Source organism: Streptomyces sp. WAC07094 (assembly GCF_036320405.1).
Taxonomy (GTDB): Bacteria; Actinomycetota; Actinomycetes; order Streptomycetales; family Streptomycetaceae; genus Streptomyces; species Streptomyces lannensis.
The window spans coordinates 3,927,313-3,948,833 of record NZ_JAVMJZ010000001.1 but is presented as its reverse complement, the minus strand read 5'-3'; the positions used below and the strand labels follow the sequence as shown (position 1 = coordinate 3,948,833).

At 68.8% G+C, this 21,521-nt stretch carries 15 protein-coding genes and 1 tRNA gene; 7 read left to right on the top strand and 9 right to left on the bottom strand.

What is annotated here, in order from left to right:
- Positions 1-56 precede the first annotated feature (56 nt).
- The 4 genes from RCR19_RS17395 to RCR19_RS17380 all read left to right on the top strand — a co-directional run bounded on the left by RCR19_RS17395 (position 57) and on the right by RCR19_RS17380 (position 5,160).
- A complete protein-coding gene (locus RCR19_RS17395; protein ID WP_331265983.1) occupies positions 57-788 on the top strand; it encodes a hypothetical protein in 732 nt (243 codons plus the stop codon).
- Positions 789-979: 191 nt separating this feature from the next.
- On the top strand, positions 980-1,588 hold the full coding sequence (locus RCR19_RS17390) for a sigma-70 family RNA polymerase sigma factor (RefSeq protein WP_331265982.1): 609 nt from the start codon (positions 980-982) through the stop codon (positions 1,586-1,588).
- A gap of 483 nt (positions 1,589-2,071) precedes the next feature.
- Positions 2,072-3,022, top strand: coding sequence for an MIP/aquaporin family protein (locus RCR19_RS17385; protein WP_059133562.1), 951 nt, complete (start codon positions 2,072-2,074; stop codon positions 3,020-3,022).
- A gap of 629 nt (positions 3,023-3,651) precedes the next feature.
- The gene (locus RCR19_RS17380; protein ID WP_331265981.1) at positions 3,652-5,160 is read left to right on the top strand and encodes an FAD-binding oxidoreductase; all 1,509 of its coding nucleotides are present in this window, start codon (positions 3,652-3,654) and stop codon (positions 5,158-5,160) included.
- Positions 5,161-5,531: 371 nt separating this feature from the next.
- Here the strand turns inward: RCR19_RS17380 and RCR19_RS17375 are convergent, their stop codons facing one another.
- Complete coding sequence (locus RCR19_RS17375) at positions 5,532-6,452, bottom strand: AEC family transporter (RefSeq protein ID WP_331265980.1); 921 nt, start codon at positions 6,450-6,452, stop codon at positions 5,532-5,534.
- Positions 6,453-6,905: 453 nt separating this feature from the next.
- On the opposite strand from RCR19_RS17375, the gene wrbA reads away from it, so the two are divergent.
- Positions 6,906-7,526: an NAD(P)H:quinone oxidoreductase gene (gene wrbA / locus RCR19_RS17370; RefSeq protein ID WP_059133565.1), complete on the top strand. Its 621-nt coding sequence runs from the start codon at positions 6,906-6,908 to the stop codon at positions 7,524-7,526.
- 90 nt (positions 7,527-7,616) lie between these two features.
- On the opposite strand, the gene RCR19_RS17365 is transcribed toward wrbA, so the two are convergent.
- On the bottom strand, positions 7,617-9,305 hold the full coding sequence (locus RCR19_RS17365; protein ID WP_331265979.1) for a PA14 domain-containing protein: 1,689 nt from the start codon (positions 9,303-9,305) through the stop codon (positions 7,617-7,619).
- A gap of 382 nt (positions 9,306-9,687) precedes the next feature.
- On the opposite strand from RCR19_RS17365, the gene RCR19_RS17360 reads away from it, so the two are divergent.
- Complete coding sequence (locus RCR19_RS17360; protein ID WP_331265978.1) at positions 9,688-12,759, top strand: FG-GAP-like repeat-containing protein; 3,072 nt, start codon at positions 9,688-9,690, stop codon at positions 12,757-12,759.
- A 273-nt stretch (positions 12,760-13,032) separates the two neighbouring features.
- On the opposite strand, the gene RCR19_RS17355 is transcribed toward RCR19_RS17360, so the two are convergent.
- The 6 genes from RCR19_RS17355 to RCR19_RS17330 form a co-directional block, all read right to left on the bottom strand.
- A complete protein-coding gene (locus RCR19_RS17355) occupies positions 13,033-13,488 on the bottom strand; it encodes a DUF1003 domain-containing protein (RefSeq protein ID WP_331265977.1) in 456 nt (151 codons plus the stop codon).
- A 415-nt stretch (positions 13,489-13,903) separates the two neighbouring features.
- The gene (locus tag RCR19_RS17350) at positions 13,904-15,145 is read right to left on the bottom strand and encodes a hypothetical protein (RefSeq protein WP_331265976.1); all 1,242 of its coding nucleotides are present in this window, start codon (positions 15,143-15,145) and stop codon (positions 13,904-13,906) included.
- A gap of 364 nt (positions 15,146-15,509) precedes the next feature.
- Positions 15,510-16,001 (bottom strand): DUF6233 domain-containing protein, encoded by a 492-nt coding sequence (locus RCR19_RS17345; RefSeq protein WP_331265975.1) that lies wholly within the window; start codon positions 15,999-16,001, stop codon positions 15,510-15,512.
- Between the two features lie 209 nt (positions 16,002-16,210).
- Positions 16,211-16,284, bottom strand: a tRNA-Pro gene (locus tag RCR19_RS17340).
- A 33-nt stretch (positions 16,285-16,317) separates the two neighbouring features.
- Positions 16,318-17,106: a Pr6Pr family membrane protein gene (locus RCR19_RS17335; protein WP_331265974.1), complete on the bottom strand. Its 789-nt coding sequence runs from the start codon at positions 17,104-17,106 to the stop codon at positions 16,318-16,320.
- Between the two features lie 93 nt (positions 17,107-17,199).
- Positions 17,200-18,126 carry a metallophosphoesterase gene (locus RCR19_RS17330; RefSeq protein WP_331265973.1) on the bottom strand — a complete coding sequence of 309 codons (927 nt, stop codon included), beginning with the start codon at positions 18,124-18,126 and terminating at the stop codon, positions 17,200-17,202.
- Positions 18,127-18,305: 179 nt separating this feature from the next.
- Here RCR19_RS17330 and RCR19_RS17325 point away from each other — a divergent pair, with 179 nt between their 5' ends.
- Positions 18,306-18,773 (top strand): GatB/YqeY domain-containing protein, encoded by a 468-nt coding sequence (locus tag RCR19_RS17325; RefSeq protein ID WP_331265972.1) that lies wholly within the window; start codon positions 18,306-18,308, stop codon positions 18,771-18,773.
- A gap of 123 nt (positions 18,774-18,896) precedes the next feature.
- On the opposite strand, the gene RCR19_RS17320 is transcribed toward RCR19_RS17325, so the two are convergent.
- Positions 18,897-21,191, bottom strand: coding sequence for a transglycosylase domain-containing protein (locus RCR19_RS17320; protein WP_331265971.1), 2,295 nt, complete (start codon positions 21,189-21,191; stop codon positions 18,897-18,899).
- Positions 21,192-21,521 lie beyond the last annotated feature (330 nt).

Genomic DNA, 21,521 nt, shown 5'->3' with positions numbered 1-21,521 from the left:
CGATGTGCGTACCCACCCATGACGATCGGGCTCCGGATGCAAGGATGATGTCCGTCATGGCCGTTGGGTGGTGTTCTCGCACGCTACGGGCCGCGGTGTTCGCCGCAGTGTGCGTATCGCTCGCCGCCCTGGGGCACACGATGATGTCCGGTTCCCCGCTGCCCTGGTGGAGCCCGGCCGCCGGTGTCCTCGTCACCGGTGGCGCGGGCTGGTTCCTGGCCGGCCGCGAGCGTGGACGTCCGTTTGTCGTCTCCGCCGTGGTCGTCGCCCAGGCAGGACTGCACGTGGGGTTCTCCTACGCGCAGTCGGGGCGGCACCTCATGGCGCCCGCCACCACGGGTGGAGGCCTCACACCTCGGGAGCCCATGGACTGCGCGGACATGGGGCCCGCGTCGACGGGACCCATGGACGGACCCGCGTCGACGGGACCCATGGACGGCATGGACATGGGTGCCACGATGGCCGGCGCCGACATGGGACTCATGGATCCAGCCGGCCTCGGACCCGCCGTCGCGGCAGCCTCCGGCGGCATGCTCGTAGCCCACCTGTCCGCCGCCGTGTTGTGCGGCCTGTGGCTGGCATACGGCGAGCGGGCCGCGTTCAGGATCCTGCGGGCGGTCGCCGGCCGGCTGTCCGCACCGCTGCGGCTGCTGCTGACCCTGCCGGCCCCTCCGGAGCGGCCGCGGGTGCGGGCCCGTCGTCGAGGGGCCGACCGCCCACCGCGTCGGCTTCCCCTCGTTCACTCGATCACCTCAAGGGGCCCACCACCGGGAACCGCTGTCCTCTGACGGACAGCCGTATCCCGAGGCCGCGCCACCGCGTGCCCCGGGCCATGGCCGTGATCCGGCAAAGGCGTCGAACGCACGACGCCGGCCCTCACGGCCGCACCCCACTCACCGGACCGCGGGCGCCGCCGACGCGTGCCCTTCGCGCGCGCGTGCCCCGGTGCGGATACCGCATGACCAGAGAAGGACACCAGGTGATCACTTCTGCCCTGCCCGCCTCCCGTGAGGGACGCCGGCCGACACGATCGAGCGACGACTCGATCACCGCCTGGGCACTCGCCGCCCGTCGTGGCGACGCCGACGCCGTCGAGCGCTTGGTCCGGGCCCTGCACCGCGACGTACAGCGCTACGTCGCCCACCTCTGCGCCGACCCGCAGGCCGTCGACGACCTGGCGCAGGACACGTTCCTGCGGGCGCTCGGCAGCCTGCATCGGTTCGAGGGTCGCTGCTCGGCCCGTGCCTGGCTGCTCTCCATAGCCCGCCGTGCGGTGGTGGACAGTTTTCGGCACGCGGCCACGCGGCCCCGGCTGTCCGACGTCCACGACTGGCTGCCGGCCGCCGAGCGTGCCCAGTCGCCGCACGCGCCGGGCTTCGACGACGGTGTGGCGCTGCTCGATCTGCTGACGGCGCTGCCCGCGGAACGGCGGGAGGCCTTTGTCCTCACCCAACTGCTGGAGCTGCCCTACGCGGAGGTGGCCGTCCTGAGCGGCTGCCCCGTCGGCACGGTCCGCTCCCGTGTGGCCCGCGCCCGCGCCACGCTGCTGAACCTGCTCACCGAAGCCGATCCCGCAGCCGGGGTCTGAGGCACTGGACGGGAATGCCTGCGGCGGTCGGCGATGTGGTGGCCGCCGCAGGCCGAGCGTGTGACGGCGCTGCGAGACGGTCCCCACGAACGTGGTGCTCACCGGGAGAGGAACTGCCCGGCACGTCTCCGGATGGCCTTGTGAAGGGCACTGATCGGCGAGGAGCGAGGCGGCAGCCCATGAGTCATACTCAGAAATGTGCCTCGACCGTGGCCACGGATGGGAGCGTACGTTCGAAATCCGCGGCGCATCACCGCCCGGGGACGGAGGAAGGCGGGTGCCGCAAGGGCCCGCGGGAGTGCGTCAGCCGTTTGTGCTCCCTCCCGGCCGGTGAAAAAGGTCCCCGCAGGAAACATTCGTCCATCCAGGCCCGGACGGGTGCCATTGCCGCACCCCGGCAGGGGAGCGAGGCAGCCCGCATCGGGGGGCGTCCGGCGGCCGCAGGAGCCGTCACCGGCCGGACCAGTCCCTTAGGGGGCCATCATGGCTGTGGGAGTTCCGCCCTTGGTCCGCCCCTCCCGGCTCAGGCGCCGAGGGGGCCTCCTGGGCGAATGCCTCGCAGAGTTCCTGGGGACGTTCGTCCTCATCGCCTTCGGGTGCGGGGTGGGAGCCGTGGCGGTCGCCGCGCTGCCGGGATCGGGTCGCACGGCGGGACCCACCACCATCTTTCTCGGTGCCGGAGACTGGCTGCTGATCACATGGGGCTGGGCCATGGCCGTGACCTTCGGTGTCTATGTGGCCGGAGGGGTCAGCGGCGCGCACATCAATCCGGCGGTCACGCTGGCCTTCGCGGTGCGTCGCAGGTTTCCCTGGGCCAAGGTGGTGCCGTACATGTTCGCGCAGCTGACCGGCGCGTTCGCCGGGGCCGCGCTGGTGTACGGCGTCTACCACGACGCGATCCACGCCTTCGACAGCGCCTCGACGGATCCGAAGACCAATGGGCACACCCTCGCCACCTTCTCGATCTTCGGGACGTTCCCCGCCTCGTACTTCCACGGTGGCGTCTGGGGGCCGCTGGTGGACCAGATCGTCGGGACCGCGTTCCTGGTCATGTTCATCGTGGCGGTCGTCGACCTGCGCAACACGGCGGTGAAGGCCAACCTCGGCCCTCTGGTGATCGGACTCGCGGTCGCCGCCGTCGGCATGTCGTACGGCGCGAACGCCGGTTATGCCGTCAACCCCGCGAGGGACTTCGGGCCACGCCTGTTCACCTGGCTGGCGGGATGGCAGGAACTCGCGCTCCCGGGGACACTGGCCGGCTCCTTCAGCGACTACTTCTGGATACCCATCGTCGGACCCCTCGTCGGGGGAGTGATCGGCGTCCTCGCCTACGACCTGTTCGTCGGCGATGTCCTGCACATCCGGTCGCAGTCGCCCGAGCCGCCCCCGGCGGGCCGGACCCGTGCGGCGTCCAGCACCGACGACGAGGAATGACGGATCCGGTGCGGGCGGCGGGCGGGGTGCGCATGGCGCGCCGTCACCGCCGTCCCGCACGGAGCCATGGGCTGCGGATGCACGCGAGAAACCTCTTCAGGGCCCTCGCGTGGGCCGTGGCCCGGCGCGGTCGTCCGAGTACGGCGCCCGGGAAAAGGGAAACCTACCGCCTCGAAGGGGAACCTTCCGCCGCGGAGGACGGAAATACTTCCCGGGCCTTTCCATGGGACAGGGCCAGGCGATGGAGGCGCCGGACGTGCGAAGCCAACGGCCGAAATCGTCACGGGTCGCGTATTTCTGCGACCTGCGCCCGTCCCTGCGGCATGCGGTAATCCATCGTGCGCCTTCACGCTCACCGAGGTAACGTCAGGTCGACCGCCGTGCCGACAACATGAATATCGAGCCCCAAGTACCCCACGCGGGCTTATTCATGATCGGCCGGATATCCCCTTCGTCGGTAAATCGCCGTTGCGCCGGACAAGCGTGTCGGGCAACACCCCCATGGGACACCGCTGTTACTTTGCGCTTCCCGGGGGATCGCAACCCACAAAGGACCGAAAGCGCGCCGGACGGCGAAAAGAAGTGTCTCAGCCGAGTACCGGCCCATCCCGGTCGAGAGGATACGGACCATGCACGATTTTTCTCGCCGCGGCCTGTTCAAGGCGACGGCGGCCGCCGGTGCAGGGGCGGTCGTCGTTCCGGGTATTACAGCCGTGGAAGCCCCGGTCGCGAGTGCCGCGAGCGCGGAGGCCAAAAGCGGGAAATGCCCGCCGGCGCAGTTGACCGGTCGTATCGTCCGCCCCGAAAGTCCGGACTACACGGCCGCGCGTCTCGGCTGGGACCAGCTCTTCTCCCACTATCCACTGGTCATCGTCTTCGCCCAGAACACCCAGGACGTGGTCAGCGCCCTGACCTGGGCGCGGCAGCACGATGTGGCGCTGCGGGTGCGGAGCGGCCGCCACAACCTCGAGGGCTGGTCGAACGTGGACAACGGCCTCGTGATCGACATCAGCGAGCTGAAATCGGTCCACATCGACACCGGCTTGCGTATCGCGAGAGTCGGCGCCGGGCTGAACCAACTGGAAGCGGTGACCGCACTCGCGCGGAAGAACCTCGCGGTGACCACCGGAACCGAGGGCAGCGTGGGCCTGGCCGGTGCGACGCTCGGCGGCGGCTTCGGCTTTCTCACCCGCTGGCTCGGCATGGCCTGCGACAGCCTTGTGGGCGCCGAGATCGTCGTTCCATCGGGTGACGAGTGCGCCGAGGTGATCGAGGTGGATCCGAGGAACCACTCGGATTTGCTCTGGGCTCTCCGCGGGGCCGGAAACGGCAACTTCGGAATCATCACCTCGCTCACCTATAAAGTGACCCCGCTGAACAGCGTGGCTTATGTGCAGGCGATGTGGAACGGCATCGCCGACCTGCCCGGGATCTTCGACGCATGGCAGCGTACGGCGCCGGTCGCGGACAATCGGCTCGGAACCCAGCTCGAGATCCACCGGAACCAGATCCTGTTGTTCGCCGTTCTCGCAGAAGGAACACCGGCGCAGGCGCGGCAGATGCTGGCCCCGGTCCTGTCGATCGGCAGCCCCAATGTCACCGAACAGACCGGTAACTGGGGGGACATCTACGCGGCATTCCAGGTTCCGATCCAGAGCGAGCCCGCGAACTGGAAGTTCTTCTCGCAGTTCACGAGAAAGCCGTTCCCGAGCGCGGCGATCGAAGTCATCACCTCGTACATGTCCGACGCTCCCACGGATGACAGCAATTTCTTCACCCAAGCCTTCGGCGGGGCGGTCCGAAGGACCCCTCGCGGCGGCACCGCGTTCCCGCACCGCGACGCACTCTTCTACTCCGAGCCCGGCGCCGGCTGGGGGACTCGGGGAACACAACCGGGCGTGTGCGACCCGCTCACCCCACAGGCCCAGGCCTGGATCGCCGAGTTCAGCCAGGCACTGCGTCCCTATGTGGACGGCGCCTACGTCAACGTGCCGAACATCGGCATGCAGGACTGGGAAACCGCCTACTGGGGATCCAACTTCGACCGGCTGCGCGAGATCAAGGCGCAGTACGACCCGTACAACGTGTTCCAGTACGAGCAGAGCATCCCGCCCGCGACACGGCGGAACGGCAGGTGAGCCACGCCGTCCAGGAGGCGCGTCTCCTCCCTGACGGGCATGCGGGCCCGGCTGCGTCCCGTCCGGCGGAGGAGGACGTCTCCCGCAACCCGGTCGGCGGCGGCACCGTTGTCGGCTGAGCCACCGGAGTTCGGCCACGAAGGCGGGTGCTCCGAGCGCTCACCCACCTGCTCGGCGGTGCGCCCCGGCACGCAACCAGGTGCGGGGTGGGGCGCACCGCCGAAGCGGCGTCGACCGCGGCCCGGGCCGGTGACGTCGGCTCCGGCGACCCGGTCACGGTGATCGACTTCCACCTCTGCCCGCCGGGCGGCGGTGAAGGGACGGGTTCGCCTTACGCGGTCTTCCGCCGGAGTTCCCGGCCGGCACCGCCGTCAACCCAGTAGAGCCGCGACCACCACCAACACCGGCACCGAAAGCACCGTGGACAGCAGAATCGAGTCCCTGGCGAGCACCTCGCCCACCCGATAAGTGGCGGCGTAGGTGTACAGGTTCTGCGCGGCCGGCAGTGCCGAGGTCACCGTCACGTCGAGCAGTGGCGCTCCGCGCAATCCGAAGACCGTGGTGGCGAGGGCCCAGGCGACGACCGGCTGGCCGAACGCCTTCAAGGCCACGGCGAGGAACACGGGGTGTCGTTCCCGGCCGCGGCCGGGCAGGGCGCTGCCGCGCAGAGAGATGCCGAAGGCGAGCAGGACCGCCGGGACGGACATGTTGCCGATGAGGGTGACGGGGTCCATGACCGGGCCGGGGACGTGGACGCCGGTCGCCGAGACCAGGACACCGCTCAGCGAGCCCAGCGCGATCGGATTGCGCAACGGCGCCAGCAGGCGCCGCCACCACGGGCCCTTCTCGCCCCTGCCGGAGAGGTCGAGGACGGTCAGGGCGATGGGGGTCACCATGACGACCTGGAAGAGCAGCACCGGGGCCACCAGGGACGCGTCGCCCAGGACGTACACGGCGATGGGGATGCCGAGGTTGCCGGAGTTGACGTAGCTGGAGCACAGGGCGCCGATGGTGGTGTCGCCCACGCCCCAGCGGCGTACGGCACCGACCGCGACGAAGGCGCCCGCCGCCGCGGCCGTGCTCATCGCCGTCACCAGCAGTCGGCTGGAGAAGATCACCGACAGGTCGGCGCGGGCGAGCGTGGCGAACAGCAGGGCGGGGGACGCCACATGGAAGGCCAGCTTGGTCAGCACCTCCCGGCCGTGCTCGCCGAGATGGCCGCCGCGGCCGAGTAGATAACCGACGGCGATGACGGCCGCGATGACCGCGAATCCGCTCAACACCCCCTGCACGGCGACTCCTTGGCGGGCCGGGGGGCGTCGGGTATCCGGAACGGTGCCGATCCGGAGGATCCATGGTGCATGCAGCCAACCCTCGGGGGAGGGCCGGGCCGGGTCAATGTGATGTTCGCTGCTCCGGCCGACGGGCTCCGCCGGTGTGCTCCCTCGTCACGCACGGCTGCACACGGATGGGCCCCCTCGCGACGCACGGGGCCGCACAGACGGGACCCCTCGTCACGCACGCGCGGTCGTTCTTCGCGCTGCCGGGGTGCCCAGGGGGATGGGCCGGGAGTGACGCCCGCCACGGTGAACCCGGTCCGGCGGAACTTGTTTTTCTTTCAACTTCATTGTTGAATTCGAAACGACCTGGCCTTGGTCGATCGACGCCCGAAGACGCCCATGCCGGCCGAAGCACCAGGTCGACTGCACAACTCCGCTCTTCACAACCTCTTTGGGAGTACCGACATGAGTGAAGCCGCCCGCGTCGCGGTCATCTACTACTCGGCCACCGGATCCGTGCGGAAGCTCGCCGAGGCGGTCGCCGAAGGGGCGGCCAAGGACGGTGCCGAGGTCCGCCTGCGCAAGGTCGCCGAGCTGGCGCCGGAAGCAGCCATCAACAGCAACCCGACCTGGGCCGAGAACCACCGTGACTCGGAGCACATCGCCGAGGCCACGCTCGACGACCTGGAGTGGGCGGACGCGGTGGTCTTCGGCTCGCCGACCCGCTTCGGCCTGCCCGCCGCGCAGCTGAAGCAGTTCCTCGACCTCACCGGCCCGCTCTGGGCCCAGGGCAAGCTGGCGAACAAGGTGTACTCGTCGTTCGCCTCGGCCGCCAACGTGCACGGCGGTCAGGAGAGCACCATCCTGGCGCTGAACAACACCTTCTACCACTGGGGCGGCATCATCGTCTCGACCGGCTACACCGACCCGCTGGTGTTCCAGGCCGGTGGCAACCCCTACGGCCCCTCGCACGCCTCCAACAACGGCGCCGACCTGCCCGACGAGAGCCGTCTCGAAGCGGCGCGGTACCTGGGTCGACGGGTCAACCACATCGCTTCGGCCCTTCGGCCGGGCGGCTCGCTCTGATCCGTACACCGCTTCCCCGCGGTCCGCGGAGGGACGGGGAAACCCCATCGTGAAGAGGGCCCGGAGACCTCCGGGCCCTCTTCCGTGCGCTCAGGGCGCCATGGCCACCCAGTCGGCGCCGGGCGCGGACTCGCCACCGTCCGCGTACCGGGCGGTCACCCGGTAGAAGTGAGTGGTGCCCTTGGCGGCGCCGGTGTCCTCGTAGGAAGTCCCTGTCGTGGCCGCCAGCTTCTCGTACGCCTTGGTGTCCGGGTTCCAGCGATAGACCTGGTAGCCGGTGGCGTCGGTCACCGGATGCCAGGACAGTTCGACGCCCGCCTCTTTCGACGTGGCCGTCAGCTCGACCGGCGAGCCCTCCGGCGTCGACACGCTCGGTGTCATGTCGAGCTCGGTCGCGGTCACGACCCGGGCCTCGCCCGTCCACTCGAAGGAAGAGTTCCCGGCGTCGTCGACGGCATCGACGATGAAGCAGCGCTCCTCGCCGTCCGGGAGGGTGGTGTACGCGTACGACGTGGTGTCGGCCCCCAGGTCATAGCCGGGGTAGAGGGAGCACCACTGCCCCTCCTCGTCGCCCTGCAACTCGCCGGGCCGGACCACGTACCGTGCCAGGTCCGCGGTCGGGTTGGCGTCCCAGTGCACCTCGAAGCCGTACTCGGTCGGGGTGACGGTCACCCCGGTGACGGCGGACGGCGGAGTGAGGTCCCAGAAAGTGCCGCTGACGGCGACGGACCGCGCGGACTCGTTGCCCGCGGAGTCGAGAGCCGTCACCCGGTAGTAGTAGGTGATGCCCTCGGTGGCCGAGGCGTCAAGGTACGAGACCTGGGCGGTAGTGCCGACGCGGGTGTACGTCCCGTCCGCGTTGGTGGCCCGGTACACCCGGTACGACGCCGCTCCTTCGGCCGCGCTCCACCGGACTCGCAGCGCCTCCGGTTCCCGGGTGACGCTCGGGCCCGCCGGCACGGGCGGCGGGGTCCGGTCGACGGTGGTGACCGCCTGATCGGCGGTGCCGGCCGACTCGTTGCCCGCCTTGTCGTAGGCGCGGATCTCGTAGTAGTAGGCCGCGCCGGTCACCGGCAGGGTCGTGTCCGTGTACGACGTGGCGGTGGTGGTCGCGAGCCTCGTCCAGCCCGTGCTGCTCTTGGGACGCCGGTAGACCCGGTAGCCCGCCAGGTCCATCTCCTTGTTCTTGGACCAGGTGAGCCCGGCCTTCCCCGTAGCCCTGTCGTACGACACGGATGTTCCGGCCGGAGCGAGCGGCCTGACCTTGTCGACGGTCGCGGAAGTGCGGGGCGTGTAGGCGAACTTGACGTTCGCGCTCTGGGTCCAGTTGACGTAGTCGACGCGGAGGGTGTGCTTGCCGGAGGGGACCGTCAGGTTGACGGTCCTGGAGACCGTCGACGAGACGTTCTTCCACAGGTCGATCTTGCGGCTGCCGTCGAGGTAGACACGGATGCCGTCCTGGGCCGACGCGGTGAGGGCGAAGGGGCCGCCGGAGCCGAAGTCGCGCGTCACCGACCAGCGGACGGAGAAGTTGTCGACCGGCAGGGCCGAAGTGGGGTGGCCCGTACCCCAGTTCTCGCTGATCGTGGAGTCGCAGTCGGTCTTCTTCGGTGTGCCCGAGAAGGTGGTGTTCGCGAAGAACTGCCGCTTGTAGACGGGGGAAGCACAGCTGACGGCTGCTGAGGCGGGCGTGGCGAGGGCGGTGAGCAGGCCACCCGCGGTGGTGAGCACGACGGCGGTGGCGGCCGCGGAGGCCACGCGTCGTCCGGCTGGGTTCATTCGGTCCTCTGATCGGATCAGAACGCGGAAAGGAACGTTCGTGATCACGACACATGAGACCGGGCAGAGGTTGTACCTCCACTGGCCGCCGACCCGGACTTTGCTCAGGGGGTCCGCAGTCCCTCCGCTCCCGGGCCCACACGCCGAACTGATCCGGCATCCAGTGCTCCTTCCCGGACGCGCGTCCCGTCCGTGGCGGGTCCGATCACGGTTACGAGTAAGTGATCTCCGGTACACCTGATGGGCCCGGGGTTGCTGTTACCCTCATGCCGTTTTGCATGGGGGGACAGCCGGGGGGCTGGGCATTCTCTCGGCGCCGTTGACGCGCGCCTGATCGGCGACCGCCGTCCCGCCATGCCCTTTTCCCGCCCAGGAGGCCGCGTTGGCCCGTCGTACCACCACCCGTGGGATCACCGCCGCGTTGGCGGTCCTCGCCGTGACCGCCGGATTCGGCCCCCTCTCCGTGCCGGCCGGCGCCCAGACCGCCGCCGGGAGTACCGCCGCGGCGGAGAAGGTCTTCCAGTCGGACCGCTACTTTCCGCGCAAGGACCGTCTGTACTCCGCCGGATCGACCGGCTATCTGCACGCCCAGGAGGGTAGTTCGGGCTATCTGTGGACGTCGTACGGCACCGGCACGACCACCGAACTGGGCAACCTCACCCGGGAGGAAGTCCCCGCGTACCTCGGGGCGTCTTCGGACGTCGTGACCGATGTCGTCTCGCCCACCGCGAAGGTCGTCCTCAGGGACATGACCGCCGGTACCGCCACGGAAGTCGCCATCACTCACGGCCTCTACCGGGCCACCTTCGGCACCCATGTGCTCACCGAGGCACGGGACGCCGACGGCAACCGCCTGCTGTACCTGTTCGGTGACGGCGAATCCGCCGAGGGCACCCTCGTCGGCGGATGGCCGACCGGGATCACCACCAACTTCAGCGTCCTGGGCGGCGACAGCGGGACCGCCGTCATCGCTTACACACTGGCAGGGGGCAGGTTCCACCTGGCACTGGTGGACCTGGCCACCGCGAGCGTCACCGGCGATGTGGCGGTGCCCGTCGCTCCGACGGACGTCGCGCTGAGTGCGGACCGGCTGGTCTGGTACCGGTCCGGCGACACGACGGCACACGTCCTCGACCGCGCCGACCTCTCCGCCGCCGGGACGACGGTGACGCTGCCCGGCACGGAGGGCACCCCGCACCTGGGCATCGCCGGACGCTGGCTGGTGGTGGCCCGTTCCGTGCCGTCGAATGTCCACGACATGGCCGACACATCCGGCGAGCGGCTCATGGCCGTCCCCCTCACCGGCGGTGACGCACTCACCCTGCTCCGGCACGCGAACACCTCACTCACGACGGCACCGGACGGCAGTCTGCTGGCCGTGGGCGGCACCGACTCGGGGCACTGGTCGGTACGCAGGATCACCGACACGGGGGCGGACACCCCGGCGTTGACGGAGCTGACCGCAATTCCGCCGGCGGCCGCCAGGATCAACCAACTGTCGCTGCAGAACGGCACTCTGGCCACCAATGAGGCCGACAGCAGCTTCCTGGGCGCCTACTTCACCCGGCAGGTCACCGCCGATGGAGCGCCGGGCGCGCCGACCTGGCGGGAGTGGACGGACCGCGAGGAGGGCCCGTACGCCACCGGCGACGGTCGCGCGGTGACGTTCACCGCGGAGCCCGAGCCCGTCGGGTCGTACGTCCAGTCCCTCGACAAGGCCGACGATGCCGGCTTCTTCTACCTGCACTCGTCCTCCGGGACCGTCCTCGACGTCACGGGCCGGTACGCGGTCGTCAACGGCTCGTCCCCCGCCAAGCAGTACGTCGGCGACCTCGGCGTCCACACCGATCTGCAGCCCGTCCTCACCCGCTCCGTCACGGCCGCCTCCGTCTGGGGGAGCAAGCTGTGGACCCCGGGTTCCGGTACCGGTGTCGTCACCGCGAAGGACCTGAGGACCGGGAAAACCACCGACACCGTCACCATCGGTGCCCCGTGCGTCCCGAAGGAGTTGCAGGTCGTGGGGCGCTGGATCTACTGGTCCTGCGGCCCCGCCGCGACGGCCGGTGTCTGGGACCGTACGGCGAAGAAGAAGATCTCCGTCCCGTCGGGCCAGGCGCTGCTCGGCGACGGCTACCTCGTCCGGCACGACACCGCGTCCGGAGCGCTCCTCCTCACCTCCTTCGCAGGCGGCACCGCGACCACCCGCACGATCGGCACACTCGCGGCGGGCACCCCCAGCGTGCGCGGGGTGAACTGGACCGTGGACAAGTTCGGCGGACCCGTCGCCTACGTCGACGCGGACCACCGGATCCATCTGGTGCCCAGCGGGGTCGCCGCCCAGCCGCTCGGCGCCGTCGAGTCCGAGGTCACCGGCAACACGCTGGAGAACATGCTGGACGGCAGCCTGTGGTGGCAGTGGGGCGGACTGCTCTCCAAGCCCGCCGCCTCCTGGACGGCCACGGTCACCAGGAAGGCCACCGGCGCCGTGGTGCGTACGCTCGGCGGCGGCGAAGTGCACGGCAATCTGACCGCACGATGGGACAAGCGTGACGCCAAGGGCGCGCTCGTCCCCGACGGCACGTACACGTTCAAGCTGACGGCCCGGCCGGCCGACGGTTCCGGAGTACCGCTGACGGTGACGCAGACGGTGAAGGTGTCCGACGGGGCGGTGGCGCACCGCGACTTCACCGGCAGCGGCAGGACCGAACTCGACGGGATCGGCGACATCCTGGTCCGCTCGTCGTACGGAGACATCGGCTATCGGCCGGGCAACGGCGCGGGCACCTTGAGTGAGGGCGATTCGGTACCGGGCTGGCCCTCCACCGCGACGCTGATCCCCTTCGGCGACATCGACGGTGACCGCCGCAACGACATCCTTGTCCGATTCAGCAGCGGCGAACTGCGGGTGTACCGGCCCGGATTCGGAACGCCGATCGAGACCAGCACCCCCCACACCACGCTGGGCACCGGCTGGAACCAGTACGACATGCTGACCTCGCCGGGGGACGTCAGTGGTGACGGGCGGCCCGATCTGCTGGCCCGTAACGCGTCGACGGGTGCGGTGTATCTGTACAAGGGGACCGGTGCGGGGAAGCTGTCGGCGCGGGTGAAGCTGTACGACAACTGGAAGACGTACAAGAAGGTCGTGGGCGTCGGTGACCTCAACGGTGACGGGATCGGGGATCTGGTCGCCCAGGACAGGTCGAATGTCTTCTACCACTACTACGGCACGGGGAAGGGCACCTTCGCGACCCGGGTACGGCTGTTCACGAACTGGGGCAGTTCGTACAACGTGGTGATCGGGGCGGGTGACATCACGGGGGACGGCAAGGCGGACATCGTTGCGCGGGACACCGCGGGCAACCTGTTCCGGCAGACCGGTTACGGCAACGGATCCTTCGCGCCGCGGGTGAAGATCGGCACCGGCTGGCAGAAGTACAAGGCCCTGTACTGAGGCCCGGGCCGAGAAGTCGCGGCCGGGTGCCCCACATCCGGCCCGACGGGAGGCAGCACCACGGATGACGCCCCGCCTCGCCCGAGGCGGGGCGTCCCGCTTTCCCCGATCCCACCCGCTCGCTCAGGCAGGACCTGATCCTCACGGCTGGGATTGCTCGTCGGTCGAGAGCCTCTGCGCTTTCTGCAGAAGCTCTGTCCAGCCAGGCGAACTACGGAAGCGGTCCACCATCGACGACTGCGACCCGTGGCGCAGCCGGTCCTGGGGCCACGTTCACAGGGCCTCCGGTTCCACCGGCTGAACCCCGGCCTCCGAGTCCATCGCGCGCCTGCTCTGCCGGATGGTCTCCTGGACGTGACGCTCGATCTCCTCCGGGTTCAGGCCGAGGGCCTTGCCCGTGTGCACCGCCCAGACTTCGGCGCGCAGATTGGTCTCGAAATCCAGATCGGCCCGCACGTTCTCTCGTGCGGCTTGCCGATTCTGGCTCACCATCACGAACGTGGACAGGAAGATCGCCTCCAGACTCACGATCGTGGTGAGCAGCCCGAACGGGTAAGGGTCGAAAACCGCTGACCGGCCGAACAGCCCGAGGTTGAGAGCGATCCACACCGCGAACCAGACGGCGTGGACATAGACGAACCCCATCGTGCCCGCGAGGGCGGTGATCGCGTCCGCGAACCGGTCCTGCGACGTGCGCATCCTGGCGAACACCAGCTGTTCGTGGCGCAAGCGGGGATCGGGGCGGCGATGAGTACCGCCGGGAGCGGAGCTCTCTCGGACGGCGTGCTCTCCGGAGTGTGAGGTCATCGTGTCAGCCGTTGTCAGCCTTCCCGTATCGAACCGGTTGCTTCGCAGGGAAGACAGGGCACGGCCCTTATCTGTGACACCTCCCTGCGCCTTCTGCCTCGTACAGGACCGAAGGACGTCGGTGACCCGGTGACCCGGTGACCTGGCGGTCGCCGCCGGAGCCGGATCTGTCGTGGCCCTGCCCCGGGTCAGGGCAGGGCCACGTGCTGTGGCGGCGGCCGGCGGCTGCATCCGTCGCCTGGGGAGAGGGCGTGGCCCCCTCCCCAGGCTGCCTCCCGGACCGCAGTTTCGCCTTTCCGATCAAGATCCGGACACCGCTGCAGGTGAAACGCGCAGGCTAGGAGCAGTCAGGTACGGTGCTGGGGTTACTACAGTTGTTGGGCTGGTTGCCGAAAACGGGACTGGCGATCCGCGTCACCGTGCCGCTGGCCCTGAAGATGCCGCCACCGTCTGCACCCGTTCCCAGCGCCTGGTTTTTGGTTACCGAGCTACGAGTGAGAGCTACTGTGCCGGATCCCGTATTGAAGACGCCGCCACCGCGGGAGTTCGTGCCGTTGGTGGTGTTGCCGGTGACCAGGCTGTTGGTGGTGAGCTTTACCGTGCCGGCGAGGCTATAGATGCCGCCGCCTTGCGCAGTGTTACCGGTGGCGGTGTTGCCAATGACCTTGCTGTTCTTCAGCGTCATGGTTCCGGCTTGCGCGATGCCGCCGCCCTGCGCATTGTTACGGGTGACGTCGTTGTGGGTGACTCGGGTGCTGGTCAGCGTCACCGTCGTGCCGACGGCAGCGGCGATCCCGCCAGCCAGGACGGTTGCGTGATTGCCGGTGATCCTGCTTTTGTCGATGGTCGCCGTGCCGGAACCTCCGAATGGGTTGACAAACATGGCCCCACCGGCAAGCGCCCCGTTGTTGTAGAGCGTGCTTCTGTTGACGCTCACCACGCCGTTGTCGTTGTCGATGGCCCCGCCGTAGGTGTCGGCAGTGTTGGTGGTGAGGCTGGTGTTGTTCAGCGTCAGTACGGCACCGGCGCCACTGAGCCAGATGGCACCGCCCCGGCCGTTGCCGAGGCTACTGGACGCGTGACCGTTGCTGAGGGTCAGGGCGTTGAGCGTGAGGTTTCCATCGGGGCCGTCGATTTCGAAGAAACGGAAATTGGCGGCGGTTGCGGCTCGGGTGATGGTGTCGCCGCGTCCGTTGATCGTAACCTTGTTCTTGATGACCGGCAGGCCGTTATCGTCGTTGGGCGGCGCGGCGTCGGTGAGGATGTAGGTGCAGCCGCGCCTGAGGTTGACCGTGCCGCCGACTGTGGCGACAGCGCCGATCGCGGCCTGCAGGTCGCTCTCGCTGCAGCTGGACAGATTCACAATCAGCGCCCCGCTGGTGGCAGGAGGGATTTTGCTTGCCTCGGCGGAAGGAGCGCCGGTCACTGGGTTGACAGGCGTCGTACCCGACTGCGACACGCCGAGTAGGTCCGGACCCGGTGGGGCAGGTTGTGCGGTAGCGGGCGGCGTGACCACGCCAAAAGCCGCGAGGATGGTTCCCATGAGAATGGGGGCGATACGAGAGATGCTCGGACGCATCGGGGCTCCTTCGGGCGGATCGCGACTGCGTTTTCGTAAGTTGACCGGAATACCGGCAGAAATGATTCATGTCGGATCAATCGGCGGAGACGCAACACGCCCAGCTAGGATCACAATTCAACCGGGAGATCCTCGCCTGAATAGCCACGAGTGACACACCGCATGCGTACTCACCGCGGCAGCCAGCTCCATTCCGGCACCATTCGGCGACGGTGCACTCGGAAGCGCTGAGCGCGATTCGCGTTGAAGGTGAAGCCGCAATTACATCTCCGGAATCCGCTCTACGAGGCTTCCCGGGTCATCGGCTGAGGACCGCCGGAACAGAGTCCGGCGCGCCATCCCGAACCGAGAGACTGTCCGAGGGTCAGTCTTCGCCCTCGAATCCGTGGACGAAGCCTTGGAGAAGAGGGTCCAGTTCGGCCCCCGCTCCGCACAGGGAACAAAGTCGGGTACCGGGATGCTCTGCGGCGTCCAGGGCACTGTCCAGAGTCAAGGCCGGCGCTCCGACAGGTGCTTCCTCGCAGTCGACGGGGTGGACGACCCCCCGGCCGCCGTCCAGTTTCAGCAGCACCCAACCAGAAGGCCGGCGCGGCCCCAGCACCTCGCGCACCGCTGACGGCTTCTCCAGGCGCTCGGTGGGCACGGCCCTGTAGGAGACGCCGCCGACAGGTCGCACGTGCTCGGGGGCGCGCACCCACACCCGGTACTCGGCAGGTTCTACGTCGCCGTCCTCGGTGTTGCGGTACGACGGCAGTCCGACCTCGTAGAACCAGCCCCGGGGGGTTTCATGCCGTGCCCAGAGCCGGGCGGTGAGTTCCTGGCCGTCCGGCAGCAGAACGCGAACTGGCACCGGCACGGCCCGGTCGTCGGGGGCGTCGTCACGCGCCCACGTTAGACGAGACGCCTGCGGCGGACGCCTCAGAAGGCCTGAGGTCCTCCGGGGTGCGGCTACGGACAGCACGAGGAGGCGACGCCATCACTTGATCAACTTCGTTTGGCCCCTGTTTGGCCCCCGAGCACGTCAGAGGGCCATTCGCGATCATGCGAATGGCCCTCTGACCAGCGTCGGGGTGGCGGGATTTGAACCCACGACCTCTTCGTCCCGAACGAAGCGCGCTGCCAAGCTGCGCTACACCCCGATGTCGCTGCTTGTCGCGGCGACGACGTTTACTTTAGCCCACCGGCAGCCGTAGACGAAATCCGGTTTTTCGGCGGTGACGGCGGGTGGGGTCGGGGCGGATGTGGTCCAGTGCGACCAGGAGGACGGCCAGGGCGAAGAACGCCAGACCCAGGAGCAGCGCGTTGGCGAGGACGCTTCGGTAGCCGAGTCGGCCCACGTCCAGGAAGGGGTAGAGGTACCGGCCGGGCGTGCCCGGAGGGATCAGTTCGCCGCGCACCAGGGATGCGGCCAGGTACGCCATGGGGTACAGCAGCCACGTCCGCGCATGGCGCAGGGACAGCGGGGTCGGGCGCATGATCAGCAGCCAGTCCAGTAGCACCGCGACCGGCGTCACCGTGTGGATCACGTGGCTCGCGACCGCCGCCCAGACCGTGTGTACGGCGGGTCGGCTCGTCAGGAAGAAAGAGCCCGGTTCGTGCAGCAGGAGCACGTGGTAGACCAGGCCGGCGATCAGCACATAGAACAGCGCGCCCCCGGTCACCAGGGCGGGCAGTGGGCGGCGGGCCGTCGTGCATCGCCACGCCGACAGGGCGAAGACCACGGCGACGATCACGTTGGCCTGGACAGCGAAATGGCTCAGCACCCGGACCGGACTGCCGATGAGCAGATCGAGGGCCACCGCCGCCGCGGCGACCAGCGCGACCAGCAAACGGTAGGCAGCCGCCATCGGACGATAGGTGGGGGCCACCACGGCCGCAGGAGGAACGAAGGACGGCCGCAGCCTCGGCCTGCTCTGCACCGCCGGCAGGTCGGGGATCTCCTTGGGTATCGGCGAGATCATGCCCTCACGCTAAGTGGATGGGGCAGATCGGGCGATATGGGTGGTCCAGTCGGGTTACGGTCCGGGATACGGCCGCCGCCCGCGTCCGGGCCGCTACTCCTTGCCGACCAGTGTCAGCAGCGACGCCTCCGGCGGGCACGCGAACCGCACCGGCGTGTAGCGGTTGGTGCCGCAGCCCGCCGACACGTGCAGATACGACGCCCGGCCCTCGGCGGTGTGCCGGGACAGGCCCTTCACCCGGTCCGTGTCCAGGTCGCAGTTGGTGACCAGCGCACCGTAGAAGGGGATGCACAGTTGTCCGCCGTGGGTGTGCCCCGCCAGGATCAGCGGATAGCCGTCCGACGTGAACGCGTCCAGAGTGCGCAGGTACGGGGCGTGGACCACGCCCATCGAGAAGTCCGCCGACGAGGACGGGCCGCCCGCCACGTGTTCGTAGCGGTCGCGCCGGATGTGCGGATCGTCCAGGCCCGTCAGTTCCACCTCCAGGCCGTCGATCTTCAGCGCCCCCCGGGTGTTGGTCAGGTTCTGCCAGCCGGCGGCGTCGAAGCCGTCGCGCAGGTCCTCCCAGGGGTTGTGGACGACCCCGACCGCGGGCGCGTTGCCGTTCAGACCGTGGCGGCCCTGCGTCTTCTCCAGCAAGTACCGGGCGGGGTTGCGCAGTTTGGGACCGTAGTAGTCGTTCGAACCGAAGACGTACGCCCCCGGGAACTCCAGCAGCGGGCCGAGCGCGTCCAGCACCTCGGGCACGCCCTCCGGGTCGGAGAGGTTGTCCCCGGTGTTGATCACGAAGTCGGGGCGCAGACCCGCCAGCGAGCGCAGCCAGCGCTGCTTCTTGCGCTGCCCGCTCACCATGTGGATGTCCGAGACCTGGAGCACGCGCAGTGGGCGCGCCCTCGGCGGCAGCACCGGGATCGTCACCCGGCGCAGCCGGAAGGAGCGGGCTTCGAACCCGGCCGAGTAGAGCAGTCCGGCGGCGGCCACCGCCGTGATTCCCAGGGGTACTCCGTATCGCGCGCGCATACGACCATCGTGTCAGAACAAGAGGCGGCGTCGACTCACCTGTGGACAACGGGAGCACCGCCGGGCGAGCGCCTCCGCCGACGACGAGGGCGCGTTGCCGGCGCGTATTCGGGCAGGGCCGTGCGAACCCCTGGAAATCAATGGGCGGTCGCGCCGTCACACCTGCGACAATCGGAGCCATGACCACGCTCAAGTCGAAGCTGCAGGAAGACCTCAACGCCGCGATCAAGGAGCGCAACGAGCTCCGCTCCTCGACGCTCCGGCTGACGCTCACCGCGATCACCAAGGAGGAGGTCGCCGGCAAGGAGAAGCGCCAGCTCTCCGACGAGGAGGTCACCAAGGTGATCACTCGCGAGGCGAAGAAGCGCCGCGAGGCCGCGGACGCCTTCGCGCAGGGCGGCCGCCCCGAGCAGGCCGAGCGGGAGAAGGCGGAGGGCGAGCTGCTGGCCACGTACCTGCCCAAGCAGATGTCCGACGACGAGCTGCGGCAGATCGTCGCCCAGGCCGTCGAGGAGGCGAAGGCGGCCGGGGCCGAGGGCCCGCGCGCCATGGGCCAGGTCATGAAGATCGTGAACCCGAAGGTGGCCGGTCAGGCGGAGGGCGGTCGTGTCGCCGCCGTGGTCAAGCAGCTCCTCGCGGGCGGCTGACCGAACGGCCCCGCACCGGGGACAGCACGACGGGGCGCTCCTCGCAGAAGGAGCGCCCCGTCGTCGTACGAGCATCACCTCGGCGCCGGCGCGGCGCCGACGGCCGCGGACCCGCGGTGCCGGTTAGCCCCGTTGTCCGCCGTTTCCGTTGCCGCCGTTTCCGTTCCCCTGGATCCATCCCTCGGGAATGGAGAAGGAAGGCGTCGGGAACCCGCCACCGGTCTGACCGCCGTTGGCGCCTCCGTCGGTCAGACCGCCACCGGTCAGACCACCGTTGGCCAAGCCGCCGTTGTCGTTGCCGCGGCCGTGCCCGTCACCGTGACCGTCTCCGTCCCCCCGGTCCTGTCGGTCGGGGATGTTGACGAGGTTGAAGTTCTCGACCGGCTTGTTCTGCAGTGCGCCGTTCATCATGTCGCGCCAGATCGGGCCCGGGACCTGGCCACCGTAGACCTTGTCGTTCCACACGCCGCCGATGCGGATGCTCTTCATCTGCCGCTTGTGGGCCGGGTCGCCGACCCAGACGGCGCCCGCCATGTTCGGCGTGTAGCCGACGAACCAGGCCGCGTAGCGATTGTCCGTCGTACCGGTCTTGCCCGCGCTGGGACGGCTGCCGAGGCCCGCAGGCGTACCCGTGCCGTCCTCGACCACGCCCTTGAGGAGGGTGCTGATCGTGTCGGCGGTGGTCTCGGACATCGCGCGCGAGCATGTCGTCTTCGGGACGGGCAGGGACTTCTTCTGGTTGGCGACGGTCTGCGTGATGGACTCGATGGCGACCGGCGTGCAGTACGTGCCGCGGTCGGCGAAGGCCGCGTAGGCGCTCGCCATCGTCAGCGGGGACATCTCCTGGGTGCCGAGCGCGATCGACGGCGCCTGGTTGATCGCAGCGCCGTCCGCCCGGTTGACGCCCATCTTCTTGGCCATGTCGATCACCGGGCAGATGCCGATGTCGCCGATCAGCTGCACGTAGTAGGTGTTGACCGACTTGGCGGTCGCCTCCTTCATGCTGTACGGCCCGTGCTCCGACTCGTCCTCGTTCGTCAGCGTGGTCGGCTTGTACGGGTCGTCCTTCCAGACCTTGCCGTCACAGATCGAGACCGGGCTCGGATACGCCATCTCGTACGGCGAGGGGAACTCCTGGGTGGCCGGCGTGCCGCCTTCGATGGCGGCCGCGGCCACGATCGGCTTGAACGTCGAACCGGGCTGGTAGCCCGCGCCACCGCCCATGGACTTGTCCACCGAGAGGTTGATCTGGGTCTCGTTCTTGCCGAAGCCGTACGGACGGGACTGGCCCATCGCGAGGATCTTGCCCGTGCCCGGCTCGACGATGGTCGCGGCCGTGGCCACGTCGTCGCTCTTGTAGACGTGCTTCTTTATGGACGACTGCACCGATTCCTGCGCCTGCGGGTCGAGCGTCGTGCGGATCGTCAGACCACCGCGGTTCCAGATCTTCGCCCGGTCCGCCTGGGTCTTGCCGAACGACGGGTTGTTCAGGAACACCTCGCGGACGTAGTCGCAGAAGAAGCCCGCGCCCTTGACGGCCGTGATGCAACCGTTCTTCGGCTGGCTCACATGCAGTCCGAGGGGGGTCGCCTTGGCCTTGTCGGCCTCGGCCTGGGTTATGTCGTGCACATCCGCCATGCGCTGGAGCACCACATTGCGCCGCTTCTTGGCCTCCGTCGCGTCGTTCACGGGGTCGTACCGCGTGGGCGACTGGACGAGGCCCGCGAGCAGCGCGGACTCCTGCAGGCTCAGGTCCTTGGCGTGCTTGGAGAAGTACCGCTGGGAGGCGGCCTCGACGCCGTACGCCTGCTGGCCGAAGAACGTGATGTTCAGGTAGTTCTCGAGGATCTTCTTCTTACCGAGCTTCTCCTCGATCTGGATCGCGTACTTCAGCTCGCGGATCTTCCGGCCGACGGTCTGCTGGGTGGCCTGGGCGACCTTCGTCGGGTCGTCGCCGGCCTCCTCCACGAAGTAGTTCTTCACCAGCTGCTGGGTCAGCGTGGAGGCGCCCTGGGCCACTCCGCCGCTCTGCGCGTTCTGGTTCAGCGCGCGCAGGACGCCCTTCAGGTCGATCGCGCCGTGCTGGTAGAACCGCGAGTCCTCGATGGCGACGAGCGCCTTCTGCATGTACGGCGAGATGTCCTTGAGGTCCACCACCGTGCGGTCGCGCGAGTAGACCGTGGCGATCTGGCCGCCCTGGCTGTCCAGGATGGTGGTGCGCTGGCTGAGCTGAGGGCTCTGCAGATTGGCCGGAATGTCGTCGAATCCCTTGACCGACCCCTTGGCCGCGAGCCCGAGCGCGCCGGCTGCGGGCAGCGCGATGCCGGCCATCACCGCCCCCGCGAGCACACTTACTCCGAGGAACTTGGCGGCCAGCTGCACGGGGGACGTCCCCCCGCCCGAGCGCTTCTTTGGCATGAGGGCAGCCTACGTTCTCATTCGGCGGACATGCGTACAGGCATTGGCCTAAGCTGAACCCAACTGTCACAGCAGTAGGGCCACGTATCAAGTACGTCCGGCGACCCCGAATCGTTCCGGTGTTCTCCCGAGTTTTTTGTTGGGTGCGTGTCCGAATCCGCCTTGTGTGTCACTGGGTGTCCGTTGTGACGTAACTGAATTGTCCGGTTCGCCGGGAAAGTTACGTATACCCCCAGCTCACTCCCCCGGGTGATCTGCCGTTTACCCATAGTCCGTTCGGGCCATTCAAGATTGGGCCCGAAGGGGGTGTTGCGCTGTGCCCGCCTTCCG